Origin of the sequence: Bradyrhizobium sp. AZCC 2230 (genome assembly GCF_036924495.1) — a bacterium.
In the GTDB taxonomy this organism is placed as follows: Bacteria; Pseudomonadota; Alphaproteobacteria; order Rhizobiales; family Xanthobacteraceae; genus Bradyrhizobium; species Bradyrhizobium rifense.
In genome coordinates this window covers 5235460-5261561 of record NZ_JAZHRS010000001.1, presented here as the reverse complement: position 1 = coordinate 5261561, position 26102 = coordinate 5235460, and the positions used below count along the sequence as shown (strand labels likewise).

The 26102-nt window shown below is 64.6% G+C and carries 22 protein-coding genes and 1 other RNA gene; 11 read left to right on the top strand and 12 right to left on the bottom strand.

Annotation, left to right across the window (positions count from 1 at the left end; translation table 11 throughout):
- The first annotated feature begins 57 nt into the window (after window positions 1-57).
- The 6 genes from V1280_RS25270 (at window position 58) to V1280_RS25245 (ending at window position 8227) form a co-directional block, all read left to right on the top strand.
- Window positions 58-867 carry a DUF1295 domain-containing protein gene (locus V1280_RS25270; protein WP_334530369.1) on the top strand — a complete coding sequence of 270 codons (810 nt, stop codon included), beginning with the start codon at window positions 58-60 and terminating at the stop codon, window positions 865-867.
- The gene (locus V1280_RS25265) at window positions 864-1892 is read left to right on the top strand and encodes an SAM-dependent methyltransferase (protein WP_334530367.1); all 1029 of its coding nucleotides are present in this window, start codon (window positions 864-866) and stop codon (window positions 1890-1892) included. The genes V1280_RS25270 and V1280_RS25265 overlap by 4 nt, the downstream gene beginning before the upstream one ends.
- A gap of 250 nt (window positions 1893-2142) precedes the next feature.
- Window positions 2143-2292 carry a hypothetical protein gene (locus V1280_RS25260; RefSeq protein ID WP_334530364.1) on the top strand — a complete coding sequence of 50 codons (150 nt, stop codon included), beginning with the start codon at window positions 2143-2145 and terminating at the stop codon, window positions 2290-2292.
- Between the two features lie 323 nt (window positions 2293-2615).
- Complete coding sequence (locus V1280_RS25255) at window positions 2616-3809, top strand: efflux RND transporter periplasmic adaptor subunit (protein ID WP_334530361.1); 1194 nt, start codon at window positions 2616-2618, stop codon at window positions 3807-3809.
- 6 nt (window positions 3810-3815) lie between these two features.
- Window positions 3816-6977: a multidrug efflux RND transporter permease subunit gene (locus tag V1280_RS25250; RefSeq protein WP_334530358.1), complete on the top strand. Its 3162-nt coding sequence runs from the start codon at window positions 3816-3818 to the stop codon at window positions 6975-6977.
- 122 nt (window positions 6978-7099) lie between these two features.
- On the top strand, window positions 7100-8227 hold the full coding sequence (locus V1280_RS25245; RefSeq protein ID WP_334530355.1) for an AAA family ATPase: 1128 nt from the start codon (window positions 7100-7102) through the stop codon (window positions 8225-8227).
- Window positions 8228-8477: 250 nt separating this feature from the next.
- Here V1280_RS25245 and V1280_RS25240 read toward each other — a convergent pair whose 3' ends face one another.
- The 9 genes from V1280_RS25240 to V1280_RS25200 all read right to left on the bottom strand — a co-directional run bounded on the left by V1280_RS25240 (window position 8478) and on the right by V1280_RS25200 (window position 18446).
- Window positions 8478-9263 carry an inositol monophosphatase family protein gene (locus V1280_RS25240; RefSeq protein WP_148772096.1) on the bottom strand — a complete coding sequence of 262 codons (786 nt, stop codon included), beginning with the start codon at window positions 9261-9263 and terminating at the stop codon, window positions 8478-8480.
- A gap of 105 nt (window positions 9264-9368) precedes the next feature.
- A complete protein-coding gene (locus V1280_RS25235) occupies window positions 9369-10457 on the bottom strand; it encodes a tetratricopeptide repeat protein (protein ID WP_334530351.1) in 1089 nt (362 codons plus the stop codon).
- A gap of 8 nt (window positions 10458-10465) precedes the next feature.
- Window positions 10466-11134: a thiamine phosphate synthase gene (locus tag V1280_RS25230; protein ID WP_334530349.1), complete on the bottom strand. Its 669-nt coding sequence runs from the start codon at window positions 11132-11134 to the stop codon at window positions 10466-10468.
- Window positions 11135-11137: 3 nt separating this feature from the next.
- Window positions 11138-12178, bottom strand: coding sequence for a class I fructose-bisphosphate aldolase (locus V1280_RS25225; RefSeq protein ID WP_334530346.1), 1041 nt, complete (start codon window positions 12176-12178; stop codon window positions 11138-11140).
- 233 nt (window positions 12179-12411) lie between these two features.
- Window positions 12412-13479, bottom strand: a complete 1068-nt coding sequence (fba, locus tag V1280_RS25220; protein ID WP_334530343.1) for a class II fructose-bisphosphate aldolase — start codon at window positions 13477-13479, stop codon at window positions 12412-12414.
- A 51-nt stretch (window positions 13480-13530) separates the two neighbouring features.
- On the bottom strand, window positions 13531-14727 hold the full coding sequence (locus V1280_RS25215) for a phosphoglycerate kinase (RefSeq protein WP_334530340.1): 1197 nt from the start codon (window positions 14725-14727) through the stop codon (window positions 13531-13533).
- A 149-nt stretch (window positions 14728-14876) separates the two neighbouring features.
- Complete coding sequence (gene gap, locus V1280_RS25210) at window positions 14877-15884, bottom strand: type I glyceraldehyde-3-phosphate dehydrogenase (protein WP_334530338.1); 1008 nt, start codon at window positions 15882-15884, stop codon at window positions 14877-14879.
- A 170-nt stretch (window positions 15885-16054) separates the two neighbouring features.
- Window positions 16055-18040 carry a transketolase gene (gene tkt, locus V1280_RS25205; protein ID WP_334530335.1) on the bottom strand — a complete coding sequence of 662 codons (1986 nt, stop codon included), beginning with the start codon at window positions 18038-18040 and terminating at the stop codon, window positions 16055-16057.
- A 259-nt stretch (window positions 18041-18299) separates the two neighbouring features.
- Window positions 18300-18446: a hypothetical protein gene (locus tag V1280_RS25200; RefSeq protein WP_187436773.1), complete on the bottom strand. Its 147-nt coding sequence runs from the start codon at window positions 18444-18446 to the stop codon at window positions 18300-18302.
- On the opposite strand from V1280_RS25200, the gene V1280_RS25195 reads away from it, so the two are divergent.
- The 5 genes from V1280_RS25195 to V1280_RS25175 all read left to right on the top strand — a co-directional run bounded on the left by V1280_RS25195 (window position 18415) and on the right by V1280_RS25175 (window position 21110).
- Complete coding sequence (locus V1280_RS25195; protein WP_027530137.1) at window positions 18415-18735, top strand: DUF4164 domain-containing protein; 321 nt, start codon at window positions 18415-18417, stop codon at window positions 18733-18735. The two genes, V1280_RS25200 and V1280_RS25195, sit on opposite strands and share 32 nt — an antisense overlap.
- The gene (locus V1280_RS25190) at window positions 18732-19115 is read left to right on the top strand and encodes a cell division protein ZapA (protein ID WP_148772088.1); all 384 of its coding nucleotides are present in this window, start codon (window positions 18732-18734) and stop codon (window positions 19113-19115) included. Before V1280_RS25195 ends, V1280_RS25190 begins: the two co-directional genes overlap by 4 nt.
- Window positions 19116-19332: 217 nt before the next feature.
- A non-coding RNA gene (ssrS, locus tag V1280_RS25185) (6S RNA) lies at window positions 19333-19493 on the top strand.
- A gap of 218 nt (window positions 19494-19711) precedes the next feature.
- Window positions 19712-20308, top strand: a complete 597-nt coding sequence (locus V1280_RS25180) for a 5-formyltetrahydrofolate cyclo-ligase (protein WP_334530329.1) — start codon at window positions 19712-19714, stop codon at window positions 20306-20308.
- Window positions 20286-21110, top strand: a complete 825-nt coding sequence (locus tag V1280_RS25175) for a TIGR00282 family metallophosphoesterase (protein ID WP_334530327.1) — start codon at window positions 20286-20288, stop codon at window positions 21108-21110. The genes V1280_RS25180 and V1280_RS25175 overlap by 23 nt, the downstream gene beginning before the upstream one ends.
- A gap of 499 nt (window positions 21111-21609) precedes the next feature.
- Here V1280_RS25175 and V1280_RS25170 read toward each other — a convergent pair whose 3' ends face one another.
- From V1280_RS25170 to V1280_RS25160, 3 genes are read right to left on the bottom strand one after another with little or no spacing between them, the layout of a single operon-like run.
- Window positions 21610-22953, bottom strand: coding sequence for a c-type cytochrome (locus tag V1280_RS25170; RefSeq protein WP_334530324.1), 1344 nt, complete (start codon window positions 22951-22953; stop codon window positions 21610-21612).
- Window positions 22950-25130: a xanthine dehydrogenase family protein molybdopterin-binding subunit gene (locus tag V1280_RS25165; protein ID WP_334530321.1), complete on the bottom strand. Its 2181-nt coding sequence runs from the start codon at window positions 25128-25130 to the stop codon at window positions 22950-22952. The genes V1280_RS25170 and V1280_RS25165 overlap by 4 nt, the downstream gene beginning before the upstream one ends.
- Before the next feature lie 8 nt (window positions 25131-25138).
- Complete coding sequence (locus tag V1280_RS25160; RefSeq protein ID WP_334530318.1) at window positions 25139-25603, bottom strand: (2Fe-2S)-binding protein; 465 nt, start codon at window positions 25601-25603, stop codon at window positions 25139-25141.
- Window positions 25604-26102 lie beyond the last annotated feature (499 nt).

The following is a 26102-nucleotide window of genomic DNA, read 5'->3' as shown; positions in this document are numbered from 1 at the left end:
ATTGAGACGTATTTTGCAAAACTTCGGCATTCCACAGACTTAGCTCGGATTTTTTGCATGGCGACGTATCTGGTGGGACTGGCGGCCATCGCGCTCTCGCTCGCGGTCCTGATGACGATCGCCTGGGTTGTGCAGCAGCGCACCGGCAATTCCGGCTGGGTCGATACGATCTGGACCTTTGCTGTCGGGCTGGTCGGCGCCGGCAGCGCCCTGTGGCCGTTCGCGGGCGAGGGGCCCAATGAGCGGCAATGGCTGGTCGCCGGCCTCGTCGCGGTCTGGTCGCTCCGGCTGGGTACCCATATCGCGATCCGCACCGCTGGGATCACCGATGATCCCCGCTACGCCGCCTTTGCCGCGGAGTGGGGGCTCAACGCGCCGCGGCGGATGTTCATCTTCCTGCAGAACCAGGCGCTGGGTTCGGTGCCGCTGGTGTTTTCGATTTTTGTCGCCGCGCACGTCCCTGTATCAGCCTTGCGGATCCAGGACGTCCTGGGTGCCGCGATCCTGCTGATCGGGATCGCGGGCGAGGCATTGGCGGACGCGCAGTTGCGCCGCTTCCGGCACGACCCCGCCAACCACGGCAAGGTCTGCGATGCCGGGCTGTGGCGCTGGTCGCGCCATCCCAATTATTTCTTCGAATGGTTCGGCTGGCTCGCCTATCCCGTGATCGGCCTCGCGAGCGGATATCCCTGGGGTTGGGCCAGCCTGCTCGCGCCCATCTTCATGTACTGGATCCTGGTGCACGTCACCGGCATTCCGCCTTTGGAAGCGCAGATGCTGCGATCGCGCGGCGAGCGCTACCGCGCCTATCAGTCCCGCACCAGCATGTTCTTTCCCCTGCCACCCAGAGAGGGAATGGCCGCATGAGCGTCGTGTCCACGATCATCGGGACCGCCGAACGCGTGCCGCTGCCGGATCTCGTGGTCCGCGCCGCGATCCAGCGCCTGTGCTCGCGTACCGCAACGCGCCTCGCCGCGCACACCGGCGCCGACGATGCCGCGTTCGCCGGACGGATGATGATCAGGCCGATCGCCGAGCACACGGATGCTGCCAACACCCAGCATTACGAAGTGCCGCAAAGCTTCTTCGCGCAGGTGCTGGGCCCGAACCGCAAATACTCGTCCTGCTTCTACAGTAACGATGCGACGACGCTGCGGGAGGCCGAGGAGGAAGCGCTGCGCCAGACCGTCGAGCATGCCGGCCTCGCCGACGGGCAGACCATCCTCGAGCTCGGCTGCGGTTGGGGCTCGTTGTCGCTGTGGATGGCGCGGCAGTTTCCGCATACGAAGATCACCGCGGTGTCGAACTCGCAGTCGCAGCGCGCCTATATCGAGGACGTCGCGCAGAGCCGCGGCCTGCTCAATCTGCGCGTCGTCACCGCCGACATGAACGTGTTCGCGCCGGAGGGCCAGTTCGACCGCATCGTCTCGGTCGAGATGTTCGAGCACATGATGAACTGGCGCAAGCTGATGACGCGCGTGCGTGCGTGGCTTGCGCCGGAGGGGCGCTTCTTCATGCACATCTTCACCCATCGCGCCGGCTCCTATGCGTTCGACCGCGCCAATCGCCAGGACTGGATCGCGCAGCACTTCTTCACCGGCGGCGTGATGCCGAGCCATCAGCTGATTCGCCAATATGCCGATATCTTCGCCATCGAGAAGGAATGGCGCTGGAGCGGCACGCACTATCAACGCACCGCAATCGACTGGCTCGCCAATTTCGACGCGCATCGCGACGCGATCGAAGCCTCCTTGCGCAACATCTATGGCGACGAGACCTATCTGTGGATGCGGCGCTGGCGCTGGTTCTTTCTCGCGACCGCCGGCCTGTTCGGTTACGCCGACGGATCGGAGTGGGGCGTGAGCCACTACCGGATGACGGCGGCGGGGTAGGGCGTGCGAATGAATTCCGCGCCGGTGTCCAAGCCTACCTAGGTATGGCCACTTCATACCTGCGCGCGATGGCCCGAACCAGGTCCTAGGTGTTACCGATACATCCAGAGTGAAAGCAACGGAACCGGCCTGCGAGCCGGCAGTTGCGGGACAAGGCCGGCGGCGTAGCGCCCACCGGTCTTTCTCCCGATCTCGCCGCGCTTTGCCGCTCAACTGATGCCTACTGACACATTGGTGCAGCGAGTACGCCATGAGAAACATCGCCGATCTCCTCATGCGGCTCTGGCTGGGAAGCCAGCCCGCGTCCAATACACAGGTTGCGGCTATGGCTGAAAACCGGGATCGATCCAGCATGGCTGATTTTGTCCGCATCCTGCAGGCCTACGATCAAGCCCAGTAGTTCGCTGGATGGGTAGAGCGAATCGAATCCCATCAAACTCCATCCCCGCAATGACATCGGGTTGACGAGCACGGGCAGAGGCTGCGCCGTTGCGATCTTCTGCCGCAGCGTGCGGCGGTGGAACCCGACTCACAATCCGGTGAGTCCTGAAAATCAGCCTGAACTCAGCGCGATAGCGCATGTGGCATTGAGCCGCCCGCAGCATGCGTTGCGCCGCAGCAAGTCCATTCTATTTTGATCGCATCAGCCGCGCAGAAATTGTCCAGAACGGGCGTTGCGCGAGACGCGTGATCAGTTTCAACAATTTTGGGGCACCCCACTTCATGTCAGGACTTCGAGCGCGATCGGCATGCGTTGCAATGATGCTCGCGGCCTTTGCGCCGCTGCTAGGCGCTTGCGACGAATCCAACTCCGCCGTCTCCGCTGCCCAACCCTCCGAACCCGATGTCAGCATCGTCACCGTCAAGTCGCAACCGCGCGCCGTGGTGCGCGAGCTGCCGGGCCGGATCTCGCCGACACGGGTCGCCGAGGTGCGTCCTCGCGTGTCCGGCATCGTGGTCGAGCGGCTGTTCCGCCAGGGCAGCGAGGTGAAGGCGGGCGATGCGCTGTATCGCATCGATCCGCGCCCGTTCGAGGTCGAGGTGATGGCCAACGACGCGGCGGTCGACAAGGCCGAGGCGGCGCTGATGCAGGCGCAGCAGCAGGCACGTCGCATCGCGACACTGACCAGTCAGCGCGCCGCGCCCGAAGCCGAGAACGAAAAAACCATTGCCGCCGAGCGACAGGCGCAAGCTGAAGTTGAGGGCCGCAAGGCCGACCTCGCGCGCGCCAAGCTCAATCTCGATTATGCGACCGTGCGCGCGCCGATCGACGGCGTGGTCGGCGCGGCGCTGGTCAGCGAAGGCGCGCTCGTCGTGCAGAACGAGACCAATCTTGCGACAGTGCAGCTGCTCGATCCGATCTATGCCGACTTTACCCAGTCGGTGACCGAGCTCAATCAGCTGCGCCGTGCTTTCGAAAGCGGCGACCTCGATCGCATCGAGTCCGATGCCGTCAAGGTGCGCCTCGTGCTCGACGACAACACGATCTATGGTCTCGACGGCAAGCTGCTGTTCTCCGAGGCCAAGGTCGATGCGCATACCGGCCAGGTGACGCTGCGCGGCGAGTTCCGCAATCCCAAGCGTGAGCTGCTGCCGGGCATGTATGTCCGCGTCCGCCTCGACCAGGGCCTCGATTCCGACGCCATCGCCGTTCCGCAGCAGGCAGTCCAGCGCAATGGCGGCGGTGGCAGTGAGGTGTTCGTCGTCAAGGACGACAACCGCATCGCGGTGCAGCCGGTGCGCACCGGCTCGGTGCAGGACGGAATCTGGTTCGTCACCGAAGGCCTGAAGGCCGGCGACAAGGTCGTGGTCGAGGGCTTTCAGAAATTTGCAGCTGGCGACAAGGTCAAGCCGCAATCCTGGTCCGAGGCCGAGGCGAGCGCGGACAACCGCCACGCCCTCAAGGCCGCGCGGTAACGCATCATGGCGAGCTTCTTCATCGACAGGCCGATTTTTGCCTGGGTCGTCGCGCTGTTCATCTGTCTGATCGGCGCGATCTCGGTCCCGCTGTTGCCGATCGCGCAATATCCGATCATCGCGCCGCCCTCGATCTCGATCTCGACGAGTTACCCGGGCGCGTCGCCGGAAAACCTCTACAACAGCGTTACCCGGTTGATCGAGGAGGAGCTCAACGGCGCCTCCGGCATCCTCAATTTCGAATCGACCAGCGACTCGCTCGGCCAGGTCGAGATCATCGCCAACTTCCAGCCGGGTACCGACACCAGCGCGGCATCGGTCGAGGTGCAGAACCGCATCAAGCGCGTCGAGGCCCGCCTGCCGCGCGCGGTGATCCAGCAAGGCATTTTGATCGAGGAAGCCTCCAGCGCGGTGCTCCAGATCATCACGCTGAACTCGACCGACGGCAGCCTCGATGAGGTTGGGCTGGGCGATTTCATGATCCGCAACGTGCTCGGCGAAATCCGCCGCATCCCCGGCGTCGGCCGCGCCACGCTCTATTCGACCGAACGCAGTCTTCGTGTTTGGGTCGATCCGGCAAAACTCGTCGGCTATGGGCTGACCGCCGACGACGTCAACAAGGCGATCGCCGCGCAGAATGCGCAGGTCGCCTCGGGCAGCATCGGCGCGGAGCCGTCGACCGACAGCCAGCGCACCTCCGCGCTGGTGCTGGTCAAAGGGCAGTTGTCGTCACCCGATGAATTCGGCGCCATCATCCTGCGTGCCAATGCCGATGGTTCGACCGTGCGGCTGCGCGATGTCGCGCGCGTCGAGGTCGGTGGCCTCAGCTACCAGTTCAACACCCGCCTCAACGGCAAGCCGACCGCCGGTCTCTCCGTGCTGATGTCGCCGACCGGCAACGCTCTGGCGACCGCGAGCGCGGTCGAGGAGAAGATGAAGGAGCTGTCGCGCTTCTTCCCGGCCAACATCTCTTACGAGATCCCCTACAACATCACGCCGGTGGTCGAGGCCTCCATCAAGAAGGTGCTGACGACGCTGGTCGAAGCCGTGGTGCTGGTATTCGTGGTGATGTTCCTGTTTCTGCAGAACATCCGCTATACCATCATTCCGACCATCGTGGTGCCGGTGGCGCTCTTGGGCGCCTGTACCACGCTGCTGCTTGCCGGCTACTCCATCAACATGCTCTCGATGTTCGGCATGGTGCTCGCGGTCGGCATCCTCGTCGACGACGCCATCGTCGTGGTCGAGAACGTCGAACGCATCATGACCGAGGAAGGCCTGCCGCCGAAGGAGGCGACGCGGAAGGCGATGTCGCAGATATCGGGCGCCATCATCGGCATCACGCTGGTGCTGATGGCCGTGTTCGTGCCGATGGCGTTCTTCCCGGGCTCGGTCGGCATCATCTACCGCCAGTTCTCGGTGACCATGGTCGCGGCGATCGGCTTCTCCGCCTTCCTGGCGCTGTCGCTGACGCCGGCGCTGTGCGCGACGATTCTGAAGCCTGTCGCGGCTGGTCACGGCCATGCCAGGAAGGGCGTGTTCGGCTGGTTCAACCGCATGCTCGAGGGCGGCAAGGAGGGTTACTCCCGCACCGTCGGCTTCTCGCTGAAGCGCACGGGTCGTTTGATGCTGGTCTATGTCGCGCTGCTCGCCGGCCTGTCCTGGGCCTTCGTCAATCTGCCCGGCGGCTTCCTGCCGGTCGACGACCAGGGTTTTGTCACCACCGACGTGCAGACGCCGTCCGACTCGTCCTACGGCCGCACCGAGGCCGTGATCGAAAAGGTCGAAAAATATCTGGCGCAGCGGCCGGGTGTCGACAACGTCACTTTCCTTACCGGCTTCAGCTTTTCAGGTCAGGGCATGAACACCGCGCAGGCCTTTATCACGCTGAAGGACTGGTCGGAGCGCGGGCCGAAGGAATCTGCTGCCGCTGTTGTCAACGACATCAACCGCGATCTGTCGTCGTCGATCCGCGACGCAAAGATCTCGGCGCTGCAGCCGCCGCCGATCGACAATCTCGGCAACTCCTCCGGCTTCTCGTTCCGTCTCCAGGATCGCGGCCAGAAGGGCTATCCGGCCCTGATGCGCGCCGCCGACCAGCTGATCGCGGAGGCCAATGCGAGTTCGGTGCTGCAGAAGGTCTATGTCGAGGGCCTGCCCGAGGCCGGCGTGGTCAATCTCGTCATCGACCGCGAGAAGGCCGGTGCGTTCGGCGTCACCTTCGAGGACATCAACAACACGATCTCGACCAATCTCGGCTCGAACTACATCAACGACTTCCCGAACCGCGGCCGCATGCAGCGCGTCGTGGTGCAGGCCGACAGCCGCGACCGCATGAGGACCGAGGACATCCTCAACTACAACGTCAAGAACTCTCACGGCCAGCTGGTGCCGTTCTCCTCCTTTGCGACGGTCGAATGGTCGCGCGGTCCGACGCAGATTGCCGGCTTCAACTACTATCCCGCCGTGCGTATCTCGGGCGAGGCAAAACCCGGCTTCACGTCGGGCGACGCGATCGCCGAGATGGAGAAGCTCGCCGGCAAACTGCCGCGCGGCTTCGGCTATGAATGGACCGGACAGTCGCTCCAGGAAAAGCTGTCGGGCTCGCAGGCGCCGTTCCTGCTCGCGCTCTCCGTGTTCGTGGTGTTCCTGTGTCTGGCCGCACTCTATGAGAGCTGGACCATTCCGCTTGCGGTGCTGCTCACCGTGCCGCTCGGCATCGTCGGTGCCGTGGTTGCGGCTATGCTGCGCGGTCTGCCCAACGACGTCTATTTCACCGTCGGCCTCATCACCATCATCGGGCTCGCCGCCAAGGACGCGATCCTGATCATCGAGTTCGCCAAGGATCTGCGGAAAGAAGGCAAGCCGCTGGTCGAAGCCACCATCGAGGCCTGCCGGCTCCGTTTTCGCCCGATCCTGATGACCGGCCTTGCCTTCATCTGCGGCGTGTTGCCGATGGCGATTGCCCACGGTGCCGGCGGCGCCAGCCAGCAATCGCTCGGCACCGTCGTGATGGGCGGCATGATCGCGGTGGTGATCCTGGCGCTGCTGATGGTGCCGGTGTTCTTTGTCTCGGTGCAGCGCGTGCTGGCGGGAGATCGGGAGACGGCAGAGGAGAAGAAGGCCGAGATGCATGGGCCGCCCGCGCCGGCGAGGGCCGGTCACTGAACGCCGGATCGGTCGGCTTGCTTTCTCGGGGTCGTCAATCCAGACTGCATCGCTGGATTGAAAGAGCATGTATTCGCAGCGCAGCGCGAATGCACAGCCAACCCGCCGATTGAGAGCATGTGATGCGTCCGACCGACGTTGCGATCTCCAACTATCGCTCCATTCGGCAGCTCTCGATACCCATCCACCCCTTGTCCGTGTTTGTGGGCGAGAATGGTGTCGGCAAATCCAATCTCTACAAGTCCTTGTCACTGTTGCGCGACGCGGCAACAGGTCGAATTACGCGCACGATCGCCGAGGAAGGCGGATTGAATTCCGTCTGCTGGTCCGGCCTTCGCAAGCGAGGCGAGGATGGGCGACTGCGTTTGTCGGCCAAGTTCGATCGTCTCAGATATTCCATTGAGCTCGGACATCCCGGCCCGGTTGAGGCGGCATTTTCCGGCGAGCCGATGATCAAGGCTGAGAGTATCGAGACGACGCAGGGCAAACGCAAGGTTCAGCTGATGGCGCGAACGAATTCGCTCGTCAGCGTCCGCGGCGAGAGTGGCGCCTGGAACAGCCACAAGGATGCGGTGCTGCCGTCGGAGACGGCGCTTGCGGGTTTTTCCGATGGCAAGGAATGCCCTGAGATCGACCTGATCAGAAACGCGATGCTGGGCTGGCGATTCTATCATGACTTTCGCACCGATCCGGCGTCGCCGATACGAAAGCCGTGTCTGGCGATCACGACGCCCTCGCTCAGCGCCGATGGCACCGATTTGGCTGCCGCCCTGGCGACACTCTATTCCATTCGGGAAGATGCCAACGACTTGCAGGACGCGATCCAGGATGCATTCCCTGGCGCCGAGCTCCGCGCATGGGAAGAAAATGGTTGGTGTGAATTCGATTTGCAACTGGCGGATATGCCGCGGCCGTTCAAGGCCCACGAATTGTCCGATGGGACGCTGAAATACATCTGCCTGCTCGCAGTGTTCATGGGCTATCGGCTGCCGCCCTTCATCGCGCTGAACGAACCGGAGACCAGCCTGCATCCGTCGCTGCTGGCGCCATTGGCGCGGCTGGTCGCCAAGGCGTCACGCCGCGCGGACATCTGGATTGTCACGCATTCGGAACAACTGATGGAGGCATTGCGAAGCGAGAGTTCGGTGCCGCCTCGCCGGGTGATCAAGCCGAAAGGCGCCACGACCATCGAGGGCCTGACCATTGGCGGCGAATATCGGGACGAGGAATCCGACGAAGACGACTCTTAAAGCGGAGTGTGTTTTGGTTGAATCGATGCGAACCGAGAGCTCAGGTCACCTCTCCCGTAGGGAGAGGTCGGATCGCATCGAAGATGCGGTCCGGGTGAGGGGTTCTGCTCTCACTGGTTGCCGCAGCCCCTCACCCGGATTGCTACGCAATCCGACCTCTCCCCGTCGGGGAGAGGTGATCCCGGACGCCGATCGAACCTGACTCCATCGTGCTCTGGTCGTTGCGGGTCGAGCCGTCGTCCTACGGCCCCTACTTCCTCAAAATCTTCACCAGCTCGCCGTGCACGAACTCGTTCCCGCACACGACGTCGCCGGTGACCAAGGCATCGCCCGGCGTGCTGATGTCGGTGACTGTTCCGCCGGCTTCGCGCACCATCAGCATGCCGGCGGCGATGTCCCAGGATTGCAGATTGCGCTCCCAGTAGCCGTCGAGGCGGCCGGCGGCGACGAAGGCGAGGTCGAGGGAGGCGGCGCCGAAGCGGCGCAGGCCTGCGACGCGATCCTGGATCGCCGTCATCTCGCGGCGGAATTCCTCGTGGTCACCGCGGCCGATATGGGGCAGGCCGCAGGCCACCACGCATTCGTTGAGCTGGCGGCGGCCGGCCACGCGCAGGCGCTGGTCGTTGAGGAAGACGCCCTTGCCGCGCTCGGCGATGTAGAGCTCGTCATTGGCGGGGTTGTAGATCACGCCGGCGATGATGGTGCCCTCGCGCACGAGACCGATCGAGATCGCGAATTGCGGGATGCCGTGCAGGAAGTTGGTGGTGCCGTCGAGCGGGTCGACGATCCAGGTGTGGCTCTTGTCGGAGCCTTCCCGCGTGCCGCCTTCCTCGCCGATGAAGCCGTAACCGGGCCGCGCCTTGGAGAGGTCCTGGTAGAGGATCTCTTCTGCGCGCTTGTCGGCGAGCGAGACGAAGTTGGCCGGCCCCTTCAGCGAGACCTGCAGATGCTCGATCTCGCCGAGATCGCGCTTGAGGCTGCGGCCGGCGCGGCGCGCCGCTTTGACCATGACGTTGATAGTGGCGGAATACAGCATGAGCTCTGGTCTTGATCGGGGGGAGGGGGCGCGAAAGGTCGCCATTTGAGGGGATTGGGTGCCCCGCGAGGGGCCAAACGTCAAGTCATTCGGGGCACTTGCAGGTCATTTGGTCCCGAGCCATTTCTTGGCGGCGGCCTCGGCCTTGGCGCGGTCGTCCGCGGGCAGGTCGGCCAGCTGCTTGTCGAGCTCCGGATCGCCCTTGCCGGAGGTTTTGGCCACCAGATGCCATTTGAACCCCTCGATCTTGTCCACGGACGTGCCCATGCCTTTGATCAGGACCCAGGCGAGGCGGTTCTGCGCGATCGCGCTGCCCTGGCGGGACGCCTTGCGCAGCAATGCCACGGCCGCGGGCTGGTTCTGCGGCGTACCTGTGCCGTTGAACATCGCGATGGCGTATTCGACCTCGGCATCGACATTGTCGGCCAGCGAGGCTGCCTGCAGCAGCCGCACCGACCTTTCGGGATTCTTCGGCACGCCGGTGCCTTCCTTGTAGAAGGTCGCGAGTGCGTATTGCGCCTCGGGCAGCCCGGCATCGGCCGCCTGGCGCAACAGCTCGGCGGAGCGCTTGACGTCCTGCGGCAGGGTCTGGCCGTCCAGATAAAGCAGAGCGAGGTTATAGGCCGCCTTGGGCTCGCCGAGCTTGGCGGCGGAGGCCATCAGCTTCACGGCTTCGCCCTTGTCGACGGGGCCGCCGCGGCCGGAGATGCGCAGCATGGCGAGCGCGAACATCGCCTCGCGGTCGCCGGCGTCGGAAGCGCGCTTGTACCATTCGAGCGCCTTGGCGTAGTCGCGCCTGATGCCCATGGCGTTGGAATAGAGCTCGCCCAGCATGGTCATGGCCTTGGCATCGCCGGTCTTGGCGCGCGCGCTGGCAAGATCGAAGGCGGTCTTGTACTGGCCGCGCTGATAGGCGCCGAACACCAGATCGACGTTGGAATTGTCGGTGGCCGGCGCCGGGATCACGGTTGCCGGCAGCGTCGGGCTCGGCGAGGCCGACGGCTTTGGCGTGGCCTCCTTCTTCTTGGTGATCGTGTGCGGCGCGACCTTCGGCTTGCCCTTGGCCGGCTCCTTGGACTTCTGCTTTTCGGGCGCGGGGCTCGGGATCGTCGCCGGCGGCGTGATCTGGAGCTGCGCGGCCGCAGGCGCCGCCAGCAGCAGCGTGGTGAGAAGCGTGATGCGCGGGAGCGTCATGGCGGGCGCTAGCCCTGGCCCACGGCAACAGCCGCGAAGGCCTTCTTGATCGCGGCGTCGGCCTCGATCAGCGCGGCCTTCGGTCCGCGCGAATCCGCCCAGACGAGATCGCCGACCAGCACGAAATCGGCGCCGCTGGCGGCGAAGTCGTGGGCTTCCTCGAACGAAGTGGCAAAACCGACGCAGGGTGGCTCGAACAGCTCGGCCCACCAGTCCAGCCGTTCGGCAATGGCTTGCGCCGACGGCCGTTCGCCGTTCGCGTCGGGCTCACCGAACAGCAGATAGTCCGCGCCCATCTCGCCCGCATCCATGGAATGGTGCCGCGTCGTCAGCCCGCCGACGCCGGCGATGCGATCGGGCTTGAGCGACGGCATCGCCTCTTTCAGTGCGGCGATGCCCGGCAGGTGCGCGCCATCGGCGCCGCCGCGCGCGACGAGCTCGGCATGGCCGTCGACGAGCAGGGCCGCGCCCGCGTTCTGCACGATCGGCGCCAGGGCCTTGATCCGCGAAATCATCGTGCGCTGGTCGGTCTCCTGCAGCCGCACCAGCACGGCCGCGACATCGGCGGCTCCGAGCAGCGCCGGCAATTCGGCGAGGAGCGAGGCCGGATCGTCGACGACAGGCGTCGCGAGATAAAGGCGCGGCGCCGGGCGCGGCGGAGGCGATTTGTTCGACAAGATCTAGGCTGCCTTCTTTTCCAGGCTGCTTTGCCATTCGCCCCTGGAGGCGAGGCCATTCATGCGGGCGCGATGACTGAATGCGTTCTGTCCGGCCGCGACGTTCTCGGTCTTGCCCGACCAGGCCTTCTGCGGCGCGGCCTGCAGCGCGCGGCCGTAGGAGAAGGTCAGGCCCCAGGGCAGCGGGCCGAGCTTGTGCATGGCGTTGAGGTGCGCGGTCGCCTCTTCGTCCGACTGGCCGCCGGAGAGGAAGGCGATGCCGGGCACCGCCGCGGGCACGCAGGCCTTCAGCAGCCGGATCGTCTTCTCCGCGACCTCCTCGACGGACGCCTGCTTCGCGCATTTTTTGCCCGAGATCGCCATGTTCGGCTTCAGCACCATGCCTTCGAGCGCGACGCGCTGGACGCGCAATTCCTGGAACGTCTTGTTGAGCACGCGGCTCGTGACCTCATAGCAGCGGTCGATGTCATGATCGCCGTCCATCAGCACCTCCGGCTCGACGATCGGCACGATCTGCGCGGCCTGGCACAGCGCGGCATAGCGCGCCAGCGCGTGCGCATTGACGCCGATCGCGGTCATCGAGGGGATGCCCCGGCCGTCAGTGCCGCTGCCGATATCGATTACCGCGCGCCATTTGGCGAAGCGCGCGCCGCGCTCGTAATATTTCGCCAGGCGGTCGGCGAGCTTGTCGAGCCCGACGGTGACTGTCTCACCCGGGCACATCGGCAGGGCTTGCGTGCCCTCGTCGACCTTGATGCCGGGAATGGCGCCGCTCTGCTCGATCAGCTTGACCAGCGGCGTGCCGTCCTTCGCGTCCTGCCAGATCGTCTCGTCATAGAGGATCACGCCCGAGATGTACTGGCTCATGGCTTCCTTGGAGCGGAACAGCATCTCGCGATAGTCGCGGCGGTTGCCTTCGGTCGATTCCACGCCGATCGCGTCAAAGCGCTTCTTGATGGTGCCGGAGGATTCGTCGGCGGCAAGAATGCCCTTGCCGGGTGCGACCATGGCGGTCGCGATTCCGTTGAGCTCAGTCAGATTCATCGAGAGTTCCTCCCAAAACGATTCTGCCCTTGCCTGTGAAAATAGACGGTTCTCGGGCAATTGCCGAGTTATCGTTCGTCGCAGGGTAAAAGGGGGGCATCGGTCATTCCGGGGCGCGCCCCTTGGCGCGAGCCCGGAATCCATTGATCCGCGTCGACGGCGGCACCATGGATTCCGGGTTCGCCGCTTTGCGGCGCCCCGGAATGACGGGAGAGGGGGCCTGTGGAACTGCCTTAGGCGACCTTCGGATCGAGCTCGCCCTTGGCGTAGCGCTTGGCCATGTCGGCGGGAATCAGGATCTTCTTGAACTTGGAGGCTTGCCCCGCGGTATTGAACTCCTGGAGCCGCTGCTTGCACAGCTTGACCATGGCTTCCATCGCCGGCTTCAGATATTTGCGCGGATCGAACTCTTCCGGATTGTCCTTCAGGACTTTGCGGATCTGGCCGGTCATGGCCATGCGGTTGTCGGTGTCGATGTTGATCTTGCGCACGCCGTGCTTGATGCCGCGCTGGATCTCGGCGACCGGCACGCCCCAGGTCGGCTTCATCTTGCCGCCATAGGCGTTGATGATGTCCTGGAGGTCCTGCGGCACCGACGAGGAGCCGTGCATCACCAGATGCGTGTTCGGCAGCTTGCGGTGGATCTCCTCGATCACGTTCATGGCGAGGATGTCGCCGTCCGGCTTGCGGGTAAACTTGTAGGCGCCGTGTGAGGTGCCCATCGCGATCGCGAGCGCGTCGACCTTGGTCTCCTGGACGAACTTCACGGCCTCGTCCGGATTGGTCAGCAGCTGGTCGTGGCTCAGCTTGCCTTCGGCGCCGTGGCCGTCTTCCTTGTCGCCCATGCCGGTCTCGAGCGAGCCGAGCACGCCGAGCTCACCCTCGACCGAGATGCCGCCGAGATGGGCCATGTCGGTGACGGTCTTGGTGACGCCGACATTGTAGGTCCAGTCGCCGGGGGTCTTGCCGTCGGCCTTGAGCGAGCCGTCCATCATCACCGAGGTGAAGCCGGCCTGGATCGCGGTCATGCAGGTCGCGGCCTCGTTGCCGTGGTCGAGATGCACGCAGACCGGGATGTGCGGGTAGATCTCGGTGACCGCGTCCATCATGTGCTTGAGCATGACGTCGTTGGCGTAGGAGCGCGCACCGCGAGAGGCCTGGATGATGACGGGCGCATCGACCTGGTTGGCCGCGTCCATGATCGCCAGCGCCTGCTCCATGTTGTTGATATTGAAGGCCGGGACGCCGTAATCGTGTTCCGCCGCATGGTCGAGCAATTGACGCAACGTGATCCGAGCCATCTGTCTTTTTCTCCGTTCGGGCCCCAGGGCCGCTTGTTTCTTGCCGTCTGATTACTTGATGCGCAGGACTTCGACGCCGGGCAGGGGCTTGCCCTCCATCCATTCAAGAAATGCGCCACCGGCGGTCGAGACATAGGTGAACTGACCGGCCACATGGGCCTGGTTGAGGGCCGCAACGGTGTCGCCGCCGCCCGCGATCGAGATCAGCTTTTTCGCCTTGGTACGCTCGGCGGCGTGCTTGGCGGCCGCCATCGTGCCGCGGTCGAACGGCTGCATCTCGAAGGCGCCGAGCGGTCCGTTCCAGACCAGCGTGGCGGCATCGTCGATCGCCGCGTGGATGCGCGCAATCGATTGCGGGCCGACGTCCAGGATCATGCCGTCGGCCGGGATCGCGTCGAGCCCGTAGGCGTGCGAGGGCGCATTGGCGGCGAAGTGATAGGCGACCGTGGCATCGACGGGGAGGATGATGGCGCAGTTGGCGGCTTCCGCCTTCTCCATGATGCGCAGCGCCGTGGGTGCGAGATCCTTCTCGGCCAACGACTTGCCGACGCCGACGCCCTGGGCGTGCAGGAAGGTGTTGGCCATGCCGCCGCCGATCACGAGCGCGTCGACCTTGTTGACGAGGTTTTCGAGCAGGTCGATCTTGGTCGAGACCTTTGCGCCGCCGATGATGGCGATGACCGGCTTGGTCGGCGAACCCAGCGCCTTCTCCAGCGCGTCGAGCTCGGCCTGCATGGTGCGGCCGGCATAGGCCGGCAGCTTGTGGCCGAGACCTTCGGTCGAGGCATGAGCGCGGTGCGACGCGGAGAAGGCGTCGCTGACCCAGATGTCACCGAGTTTTGCCAATTCGGCGACGAACGCGGGATCGTTCTTTTCTTCCTCTTTGTGGAAGCGGGTGTTTTCCAGGCAGAGGATGTCGCCATCCTTCAATTCCGCCACGGCCTTGGCCGCGGGCTCGCCGATGCAGTCGTCGGCAAACGCAACCGGCTTCTTAACCACATTTGAGAGCGCCTCGGCGACGGGCTTGAGCGAGTCCTTGGCATCGCGGCCCTTCGGCCGGCCGAAATGCGCGAGCAGGATGACCTTGCCGCCCTTGTCGGAGATTTCATTGATGGTCGGCGCGACGCGCTCGAGCCGGGTCGCGTCGCTGACGCGGCCATTGTCCATGGGCACGTTGAGATCGACGCGCAGCAGCACGCGCTTGCCCTTCACGTCGACGTCGTCGAGGGTGCGGAATTTGTCGGTCATCGGAGGCCCTTGTCCCGGGCGCACTGCGGCGCGCAGTGCCGCTGTGCAGAACCGGGACCCACGTTGCGGCGAGTCCCGCGGTTGAGTTGGGTCCCGGATCAGCGAAGCAGCGTTTCACGCTGCATCGCGTCCGGGACACGAGAACGGAGTTAGATCACCTTCGCGAACGCGACGGCGGTGTCCGCCATGCGGTTCGAGAAACCCCACTCGTTGTCGTACCAGGCCATCACGCGCACCAGGGTGCCGTTCTGCACCTTGGTCTGGTCCTCGTGGAAGGTCGAGGAGTGCGGGTCGTGGTTGAAGTCGATCGAGACGTTCGGCTGGTTGGTGTAGCCGAGAATGCCCTTGAGCTGCTGCTCGGAGGCGCGCTTCATCGCCGCGTTGATTTCCTTGGCGTCGGTGGCGCGCTTGGCGACGATCTTGAGGTCGATGACCGAGACGTTCGGCGACGGCACGCGGATCGAGACGCCGTCGAGCTTGCCCTTCAGCTCGGGCAGCACGAGGCCGATCGCCTTGGCGGCACCGGTCGAGGTCGGGATCATCGACATCGCCGCCGCGCGGCCGCGATAGAGATCCTTGTGCAGCGTGTCCAGCGTCGGCTGGTCGCCGGTATAGGCGTGGATCGTGGTCATGAAGCCGGTCTCGATGCCGACGAGATCGTTCAGCACCTTGGCGACCGGCGCCAGGCAATTGGTGGTGCAGGAGCCGTTGGAGACCACCATGTGGTCCTTGGTCAGCGTGTCGTGGTTGACGCCGTAGACGATGGTGGCATCGGCGCCGTCGGCCGGCGCGGAGACCAGCACGCGCTTGGCGCCGGCGGCGAGATGCGCGGAGGCCTTGTCCTTCGCGGTGAAGATGCCGGTGCATTCCATCGCGATGTCGACGCCGAGATCCTTCCAGGGCAGCTTCGAGGGATCGCGCTCGGCGGTCACCTTGATCTTGCCATTGCCGAGGCTGATCGAGTCACCGTCGACGGTGACGGTGCCGGGGAAGCGGCCATGGACGCTGTCGAAACGGAGCAGATGGGCGTTGGTCTCGACCGGGCCGAGGTCGTTGATGCCGACGACCTCGATGTCCTTGCGGCCGGACTCGGCGATAGCCCGCAGGATGTTGCGGCCGATGCGGCCAAAACCGTTAATTCCGACGCGGACTGCCATGTTCCATCTCCTTATGACCGTTCAATGACGGGCTCGATAACGCCTAGTCTTCCCGCACAACGCGCTCTACACGCCTGCGAGGGTTTTTTAGGGGCGGACGCCCGGTTCAGCCGGGCGGTGCTTGATCATATGAGAGATTACGTAGTCCTTTTTTTTGGCAAGCTCAACTCTCAGGTAACGCGCTTCAGCACAGCGTTAACCGCGGCCTCGGCGGTAATGCCGAAATGCTTGTAAAGGTCCTTCGCCGGCGCGCTCGCGCCGAAGGAATGCATGCCGATAAATTCGCCATCCTGGCCGATCACGGCATCCCAGCCCCAGCGCACCGCGGCCTCGATCGCGACCTTCACCGGCGCGTTGCCGATGATGGCGGCACGCTTGGCCTCTGGTTGCGCTAACAACAGCTCGAGCGAGGGCACCGAGACCACCCGCGACGGGATACCGCGCTCGGCGAGCTGCTTCTGGGCGGCCACCGCGATCTCGACCTCGGAGCCGGAGGCGAACAGCGTCGCCTTGGCTTCGCCCTGGGCTGCGACCAGCTCGTAGGCGCCGGCCGCGCAGGGAACGTCGTTCGGCGCATTGGTGCGGAGCTGCGGCAGGTTCTGACGCGTCAGCGCCAGCACGGTCGGACCGTCGATACGATTGAGCGCAAGCTCCCAGCACTCGGCGACCTCGATGGAATCGGCGGGGCGGAACACGCGCATGTTCGGAATGGCGCGAAGGGCTGAGAGATGCTCGACTGGCTGGTGGGTCGGGCCGTCTTCGCCAAGCCCGATGGAATCGTGCGTCATGACGTAGACCACGCCGGTGCCCATCAGCGCCGCGAGGCGCATCGCGGGCCGTGCGTAGTCGGTGAACACCAGGAAGGTCGCGCCGTTCGGCGCAAAGCCGCCGTGCAGGAAGATGCCGTTCATCGCAGCACACATGCCGTGCTCGCGGATGCCGTAATGGATGAAGCGGCCTTTCGGCGTCTTGGCCGAGAAAGCCGTGGCCGACTTCGCCTTGTTGTTGTTGGAGCCGGTGAGGTCGGCCGAGCCCGCGAGGAATTCCATCGGCATCGCGCCGGCGATCACCTCGATCACGGCTTCCGAGGACTTGCGGGTGGCCACATTCATCGGCTTTTCCAGCAGCTCCTTCTTGTAGGCGCGTACGGCCTTGGCCAGTGAAGCCGGACGCTCATGGCGCAGGCGGCGCTCGAACTCGGCGCGCTTGCGGCTGCCGAGCTCACCGAGCCGGCCTTCCCATTCCTGTCGTGCAGCAGCGCCACGCGAGCCGGCTGCGCGCCAGGCCTTCAGCACGTCATCAGGCACCGAGAACGGCTCGAGCGAGATACCGAGATTTTCCTTGGCGGCCTTGAGCTCGTCGGCGCCGAGCGCCTCGCCATGCGCCTTCGCCGTGCCGGCCTTGTGCGGCGCGCCGAAGCCGATGGTGGTGCGGCAGGCAATCAGTGTCGGCTTGCTGGATTTTTGCGCGCGGGTGATGGCGGCAGCGATCGCGACCTGATCGTGGCCGTCGATCTTCTCGGCGGCCCAGCCGCATGCCTTGAAGCGCTTCACCTGGTCGACGGAATCGGAGATCGAGGTCGGGCCGTCGATCGAGATGCCGTTGTCGTCGTACAGCACGATCAGCTTGCCGAGCTTCCAGTGGCCGGCCATCGCAATCGCTTCCTGCGACACGCCTTCCATCAGGTCGCCGTCGGAGGCGAGCACATAGGTGTGGTGATCGACGATCTTCTTGCCGAACTCGGCGGCGAGCATTTTCTCGGCGAGCGCCATGCCGACCGCGGTCGAGATGCCCTGGCCGAGCGGGCCGGTGGTGGTCTCGATGCCCTTGGTGTGGAAGTTCTCGGGGTGACCCGGCGTCAGTCCGCCGAGCTGGCGGAATTGCTTGAGCTGGTCCAGCGTCATGTCGGCGTTGCCGGTCAGATACAGCAGCGAATAGAGCAGCATCGAGCCGTGGCCGGCCGAGAGCACGAAGCGGTCGCGGTCGGGCCAATTGACTGCGGCGGCGTCGAATTTCAGGAACTGCGTGAACAGCACCGTGGCCATGTCGGCGGCGCCCATCGGCAGGCCGGGGTGGCCCGATTTCGCTTTCTCCACACCGTCCATGGCGAGGCCGCGGATCGCGTTGGCCATACGGTTGGGATCGACCTGCGTCATGTCTGAAATCCGTCTGAAATGAGGCGCTTGGCGGCGAACTGCGCCCGCGCGGAAGGGAGCCTTTCGGCCAAAGTCGGGGCTGGGATAGCATCTCGGTTCCGGGAGGCCAAGGCAATCAAACGCCGGTTTGGCCGTAAAAGTTGCTTACGGCATGATCCGGACCCGAAGGGCCGCGTTAGCGCAAAGTGGCGAGCCGGTTTTCCGGCCAGATCATGCCCCGCAAGATCAGTGCATAGTTTCGCGGCGGCGTTGCGCTCCGCTAGCTTGCCACGTAAATTTCTGCTTCTAACCGTTTGCCGAACCGAGTCTTTTGCCGGCCGGCAAGCCCCGATGCAAAGGCCACGGGCAAGGCCCACAGGTTCGCCGCTGACTGCATGAACGATCGCGTTTCCAACAGTTCCGCCATGACGGAGTCCTCCGCCGTCGAGATCGAGATCGCGACCCGCAGGCTCACGGCGGCGCTCGACGCGCTCGAAAGCGCGGTCGAGCGAAGGCGCGATGCTGACCGCGACGAGAACGAGCTCGCGACGCGAATCCAGGCGCTGGGCGCGGATCGCTCGCGGCTTGCCGACGAGCTCGACGGCGCATTGGTGAAAGCGCGCAAGCTCGAGCGCACCAACCGCGAGATCTCCGATCGGCTGGATTCCGCGATCGTCACGATACGCTCGGTGCTCGATACCGGAGAGGACGGATGAGCCACATCAACGTCACCATCAACGCCCGCCAGTACCGCATGGCCTGCGAGGAGGGCCAGGAGGTGAGGCTGTTGAAGCTCGCCGAGGGCCTGGAGACGCGGATTCAGTCGCTGCGCGGAAAATTCGGCGAGATCGGTGATGCGCGCCTCACGGTGATGGCGGCGCTGACCGTGTGCGACGAGCTGATCGACGCCGGCAATCGCATCCGCACCATGGAGCAGGAGCTGACCGAACTGCGGGATTTCCGCAACGCCGCCGTCGAGCGCGCCCGCATGACCCAGACCGCCGTGGTCAACGCGCTGAACGCCGCCGCCGAGCGCATCGAGAAGTCGACCCAGGTCCTGAACCGGACCGTCGGCAACGGGATCGCGATCGGGTAGGGGACGAGAGCATCGATCGTCGCCACGAAGTCGGTATGCTCCCTCCCCCGCCTGCGGGGGAGGGTTGGGGAGAGGGTGTTTCCGCTGGGCGAGAACCCCCAAGAGGAGAGAGCCCTCACCCGGCGCTACGCGCCGGCCTCTCCCGCAAGCAAGCGGGAGAGGTGAGTAACTACGAGCCGGGCTGGTGATTCGTCAGTATCGTTGTTACATTGCCCAGGCGAGGCTGCGACGCGCGTCCGGAGCCATATATCCCCGGGGCCTTATCGATCCTTTAGGGAACTGTCCCTGGCCGGGCCCGTGGGCTCGGACATATGGTGCCCACCTACTTTCGTAGGGAACTCCGGGATCGAGCGCTTCAACGGCGTCTGCGGCTTCGCACTTTTGTTCGCTTGGTTTGTGCTTGTTGAAATTGCGTCCCCGACACGCTGGCGGTTCAGTCTCGGTGTCATGCCCCGGCTTGACCGGGGCATCCAGTACGCCGCGGCGTCAAGGTTCAAGCACTGGCGTCTCTGGAATACTGGATCACCCGCTCCAGTGCGCAAGTGCGCACAAGGCGGGTGATGACGGCAGACAGGTCTGCCTCGGGACCAAAGCACATGACCAACACTAAATCCGAACTCCGCGCCAAAGCCCTCGCGGCGCGTGATGCGCTGAGCGAAAAGAAGCGCACCGCTGCCGCTGCAAAACTCGCCAGGCGCGGACTGCCGTTCAAGCTGCTGCCCGGCAGCATCGTCTCCGGCTACTCCCCGATCCGCAGCGAGATCGATCCGATGCCGCTGCTCAAGAGGCTCGCCGAGGAGGGCGCGAAGCTCGCGCTGCCCTGCGTCACCGCACGCGGCCAGGCGCTGGTCTTCCGCCTCTTCCATCCGAACGACCGCCTGATGCTCGGCCCGCTCGGCATTCCCGAGCCGTCGCCGGCCGCGGCCGAAGTCATCCCCGACATCATGCTGACTCCGCTCGCCGCGTTCGACCGTCTCGGCCACCGCATCGGCTATGGTGCGGGGCATTACGATTTCACCTTCGCGCACCTCCGCAAGACCAAGCAGATCCTCGGCATCGGGCTCGCTTTTGCAGCGCAAGAGATCAAGGCGGTTCCGGCACTGGCCCACGACGTGGCGCTGGATTATGTGCTAACGGAATCGGACGTTTTCGATTTCCGGAGTTCTGAAGTTGCGCATTCTCTTCGTGGGTGATGTCGTCGGCCGTAGCGGCCGCAACGCCATCGCCGAATATCTCCCCGGCATGGTCAAGGACTGGTCGCTCGACTTCGTCGTCGTCAACGGCGAGAATTCGGCCGGAGGCTTCGGCATCACGGAAGCGATCTATCAGGAATTTCTCGATGCCGGCGCCGATGCGGTGACGCTCGGCAATCACTCCTGGGACCAGCGCGAAGCCTTGGTGTTCATCGAGCGCGCCGAGCGCCTGGTGCGGCCGGCGAACTATCCGCGCGGCACGCCCGGTCGCGGCGCCGCCCTGGTCGAGACCAAGAACGGCAAGCATGCGCTCGTCGTCAACGCTTTGGGCCGCGTCTTCATGACCCCGTTCGACGATCCCTTCGCTGCACTCGAGCGCGAGCTCGGCGCCTGTCCGCTCGGCGTTGCCGCCGACGCGATCGTGGTCGATTTCCATTGCGAGGCGACCAGCGAGAAGCAGGGCATCGGCTTCTTCTGCGACGGCCGCGCCAGCCTCGTCGTCGGCACGCATACGCATGTACCGACCGCCGATCACCAGATTCTCACCGGTGGCACCGCCTACATGACCGATGCCGGCATGACCGGCGACTACGACTCCATCATCGGCATGCAGAAGGAAGAACCGCTGCGGAGATTCACGTCGGGGATTCCGTCGGGCCGCTTCGAGCCGGCCGCGGGCGTTGCGACGCTCAGCGGCGTGGCGGTGGAGACGGATGATGCGACGGGACTCGCGCTGCGGATCGCACCGGTGCGCATGGGCGGCCGGCTGGAGCCCGCGACGCCGAAGTTTTGGTTGAGCTGAAGAACGAAGCTACACTCTCAGAAATCGTAGGGTGGGCAAAGGCGCACTCGCGCCGTGCCCACCATCTCTCTCCATGTTCGCAAAAAGTGCGTGGGCACGCTTCGCTTTGCCCACCCTACGATACTGGAGTACGCAGCTACACCCTCGGTGTCGTCCCCGCGAACGCGCTAGTGGATGCACATATCTTTTCGAGCCGAAAAATCGACTCGTAATCAATGACTTGGTCGCTACTCAATGACGAAAATTCGCGAAGGCAGCTTCGCAAGAATTCGCCATTTTGCTGCGTTGATGAGCCAAGTCGTTGATAAGACTCTGGAAGATATGTGCATCCACTAGCGCGAACGCGGGGACCCAACCACAGGGAGCAGCGTGAGGCAAACTTCCCACTCCGAATCTTCGCCAAACTACTCCCTGTGGGTATGGGTCCCGGATCTGCGCTTCGCTTGTCCGGGACCACAGTTGAGATTGATGCGCGATCGCGCGCCAATCTCGCCGTACTCTACTCCGCCGTCTGCTCCCTTAACTCCGCCACGTCCTTCGCCGTCAGCTTCGAGCCCTTCGTCCCAAACCGCGCCGTCACGTAATTCGCCACTGCAGCGATTTCGTCGTCCGTATAGGCATTGCCGAACGCCGGCATCGACAGCGCACCGTCGGGTGTGTGACGCTTGGTGCCTGAGAGCACGATCTGCGCGACGTTGGTGGCGGCGGGGTCGTTGACGGCCCAGGTGCCGGTCAGCGTCGCCATCGGCGACACCGGGCTTTCGCCGCTCCAGCCATGGCAGCTGGCGCAGGCGCTGGCGAACACCTTCTTGCCGCGCGCGTCCGCCGTGACGCCGTCCTTGTGCGAGGCCGGTGCGACCGGCGCCGTGGTGGCCGGCAAATCGGGCGAGGTGACCGCCGGCACGCTGCGCAGATAAGCAACGATGCTGCGGATGTCCTCTGGCGCGAACTGGCTAAAACTGTGGTCGACCGCTTCGCCCATCGGACCCGAGGCCGAGCCATGGCCCGGCGCGTGGCCGAGCGACAGATAGGCGATCAGGTCCTCATCACGCCAATTGCCGAGGCCGGTGGCCTTGTCGGAGGAGATGTTGAAGGCGTGCCAGCCGGCGGTGATCGCGCCTGCGAACTTCTTGCGGTTGTCCAGCGCAAAGCCGAGATTGCGCGGCGTATGGCACTCGCCGCAATGCGCCAGCGCTTCCGCCAGATACGCACCGCGATTCCACTCCGGGCTCTTCGAAATATCAGGCGCGAAGCGCGTGTCCGGATTGAACACGGCGGACCAGAAGATCATCGCCCAGCGCTGGTTGAACGGGAACGACAGCGTGTTCTCCGGCGCCTTGGCGCGCACCGCCGGCAGGCTGAACAGATAGGCCTTCACCGCCAGCACGTCTTCGTCGCTCATATAGGTGTAGGACGTGTACGGCATCGCCGGATAGAGCCGGGCACCGTCATGCCGCTTGCCGCGCTGGACCGCGTTGAGAAAATCCTGGTCGCTGTAATTGCCGATGCCGGTGTCCTTGTCCGGCGTGATGTTGGTGGAATAGAGCGTGCCGAACGGCAGCTTGAACCCGAGCCCGCCGGAATAGTCCTTCTCGCCGGGCTTGGTGTGGCAGACCATGCAGTCGGCCGCCTTCGCCAGATATTCGCCGCGCTCGACCAGGCCAGCCTTTTCGAGCTTGGCCGGCACGCCCGTGGGCTTGCCGGCGCGATAATCCGCCAGCGCCACCCTGGTGCCGCCGGCGAAATCGAGCGGACCGGGTCCGCGGATGATCCAGACGCCGAGCGCCACCGCGACGATGGCGATCACGACGAGGCTGGCAAGGATACGCATTGTCCGGCTCATGCCTTCTTCCCCACGCCTAGCAGTTTGCGATCGATCGGCAGGCGCCGCAGCGCCACGCCGGTTGCGGCGTAAATTGCGTTGCGTAGCGCCGGTGGTCCGGCATTGACGCCGGCCTCGCCGATGCCGCCGGGTGCCTCGCCGCTCTTCACGACGATGACCTCGACCTTCGGGGTCTCGTTGATGCGCATCATGCGGTAGTCGTGGAAGTTCGACTGCTGCACGCGGCCCTTCTCGATGGTGATCTCGCCATAGAGCGCGGCGGTGAGGCCGAAGATCAGTCCACCCTCGATCTGCGCCTTCACCGTGTCGGGATTGACCGCGATGCCGGTGTCGACCACCGAGGTGACGCGGCGGAGGATGATTTCGCCGATGTCGTCGATCTCTGCCTCCACTACGGTCGCGAGATAGCTCGCAAACGATGGCTGCACGCAGACGCCGCGGCCGACGCGTGGCGGCAGTGGCTGGCCCCATCCGGATTTTTCCGCGACGAGATTCAGCACGGCCAGCGCGCGCGGGTTCTTCGTCAGATTGGCGCGGCGGAACTCGACCGGGTCCTTGCCGGCCTTGCGCGCCAGCTCGTCCATCGTGCATTCGAAGGCGAACACGTTGTTGTTCGGGCCGACGCCGCGCCAGAAGCCGGTCGGCACCGCCGGCGGCTCGGCTCGGACATATTCGACGTGGAAGTTGGGAAAGTCGTAGGGCATGTCCGCCGCGGCATCGACCGCGTCGATATCGATGCCCTTCTGGAACGCCGGCGGCAGCCAGCGCGCCAGGATCGCCGAGCCGGCGACCTTGTACTTCCAGGCCGCGACCTTGCCATCGACCACAGTCGCGGTGACCTGGTCGCGATAGACCGGGCGGTAGACGTCGTGCTGGATGTCCTCCTCGCGGGTCCAGATCACCTTGACGGGATAGTCGACCTGTTTGGCGATCTTCACCGCTGCGACGACCATGTCCGGCTCGAGCTTGCGGCCAAAGCCGCCGCCGAGCAGATGCTGGTTGACGATCACCTTGTCGACGGGGACACCGGCCGCCTTTGCCGCCTCCGACTGCACGCGCGTCATGATCTGCGTGCCGGTCCAGATCTCGCAGGCGTCCGGCCTCACATGAACGGTGGCGTTGATCGGCTCCATCGACGCATGTGCCAGGAACGGCAGCTCGTAGGCCGCCTCGAACCTGTCGCCGGTTGCGAGCGCCTTGGCGATGTCGCCGGTGGATTTCGCGACCGCGCCGTCCTTGGCGCTGGCATCGCGCAGGTTCTGCCAGATGTCCTTGGTGCTGATCGCTGCGTTCGGGCCCTCGTTCCACTCGATCTTGAGTGCCGCGAGGCCCTGTTTGGCCGCCCACATGTGATCGCCGATCACGGCGACGGCGTCGTCGAGCACGACGACCTTGCGCACGCCGGCGATTTTCATCGCCGCGCTGTCGTCGACCTTGCCGACCTTGCCGCCGAACACCGGGCAATTGGCGATCGCGGCGATCTTCATGTCAGGCAGGATCGCGTCGATGCCGTAGATGACCTTGCCATTCACCTTGTCCGGCGTGTCGAGCCGCTTCAGCGGCTGGCCGATCAGGACGAAGTCCTTGGGGTCCTTGACCCCGACGTCCTTCGGCGGCGTCTGGCCCTGCGCGGCGAGCGCCAGCTCGCCATAGCCGAGCTTGCGGCCGCTCGCGGCATGCGCGACCTCGCCCTTCGAGGCCGTGCAGCTGGCAGCGTCGACGCCCCACTGGCCGGCCGCGGCCTGCACCAGCATCGCGCGTGCGGTGGCGCCGGCCTTGCGCAGCGGCATCCACCAGGCGCGGATCGAGTTTGAATTGCCGGTGACCTGCAGGCCGAAGGTCGGGTTGGCGTAGAGCTTGTCGTTGGGCGGCGCGTGCTGCACCTCGACCTTGCTCCAGTCGGCATCCAACTCTTCGGCGAGCACGGCCGAGATCGAGGTGTAGGTGCCCTGGCCCATCTCGACCTGCGGCATCATGAGGATGGTACGGCCGGTCTCGTCGATGCGGATGAAGGCGTTGGGCGCAAACTTGCCGTCGGTCGCATCCTTCTGCACCGGCTCGTTGGCGGCGGCACGCAGCGGCAGATGGAAGGCGAGCAGGAAGCCGGTAGCAAGGCCGCCGGTCAGAAGCGTGCGGCGGGAGACGATGTCATGTGCATTGCTGTTATGTACATTCATGGCGGACCTCACGACTGACGGCCGGAAGCGGCGAGCTTGATGGCCTCGCGGATGCGCACATAGGTGCCGCAGCGGCAGATGTTGCCGGCCATCGCGGCGTCGATGTCGGCATCGTCAGGATTGGGCGTTGTTGCCAGAAGTGCTGCGGCCGACATGATCTGGCCGGACTGGCAATAGCCGCACTGGATCACCTCGGCATCGAGCCAGGCCTTCTGCACCTTCGCGCCTGACGGCGTGCTGCCGACATGCTCGATGGTGGTGATGGCGCGGTTCTCGACCGCGCTGATCGGGAGCACGCAGGAGCGCACCGCCTTGCCGTCGACATGCACCGTGCAGGCGCCGCATTGGGCGATGCCGCAGCCGAACTTGGTGCCGGTCATTCCGAGGATGTCGCGCAGCACCCACAGCAGCGGCATTTCGGGCGGCGCGTCGAAGGATTTGGTTTCGCCATTGATGGTGAGAGTTGTTGCCATATGCATCCCCTTGCTCGACGGATCGCTTACGGCGATCTAGTTGGCGAACTCGCGCGCGACAATAATCATACCGGCGTGAAACGATGAAGCGCCGAAATCTCTGGCGATGCATATTTGCGTTGCCCGAGCATCAGGCCATGACGTTCACGAATTTGTGCTGCGATCGCTGTGGTGCTTTGAGTTAATTGATATGATAAGCGTCATTTTCTGACGCATTTTCGTCATGCGCGTCATCGATCGCCGCAGACGATCGTGCGAATACGCAAAACCGTGCGAAGACGAAACTCGTGCAATCAGGAAAGTCGGGCGACGAACACGGGCATTTCTGGTGCGATCAATTGCAGCGGCCTATGCCACCTTCTCCCGCAAGGGGAGAAGGAAGAGGAGTGCATGGCGATTTCGGAATAATAGTATTGTGCGCCTGTTTTGCCCGACGAGTCAAGTTGTGTTGTGGCATGCCGGCGCAAGCCATTGATTCCGCGCACCCCGGCTACTGTGC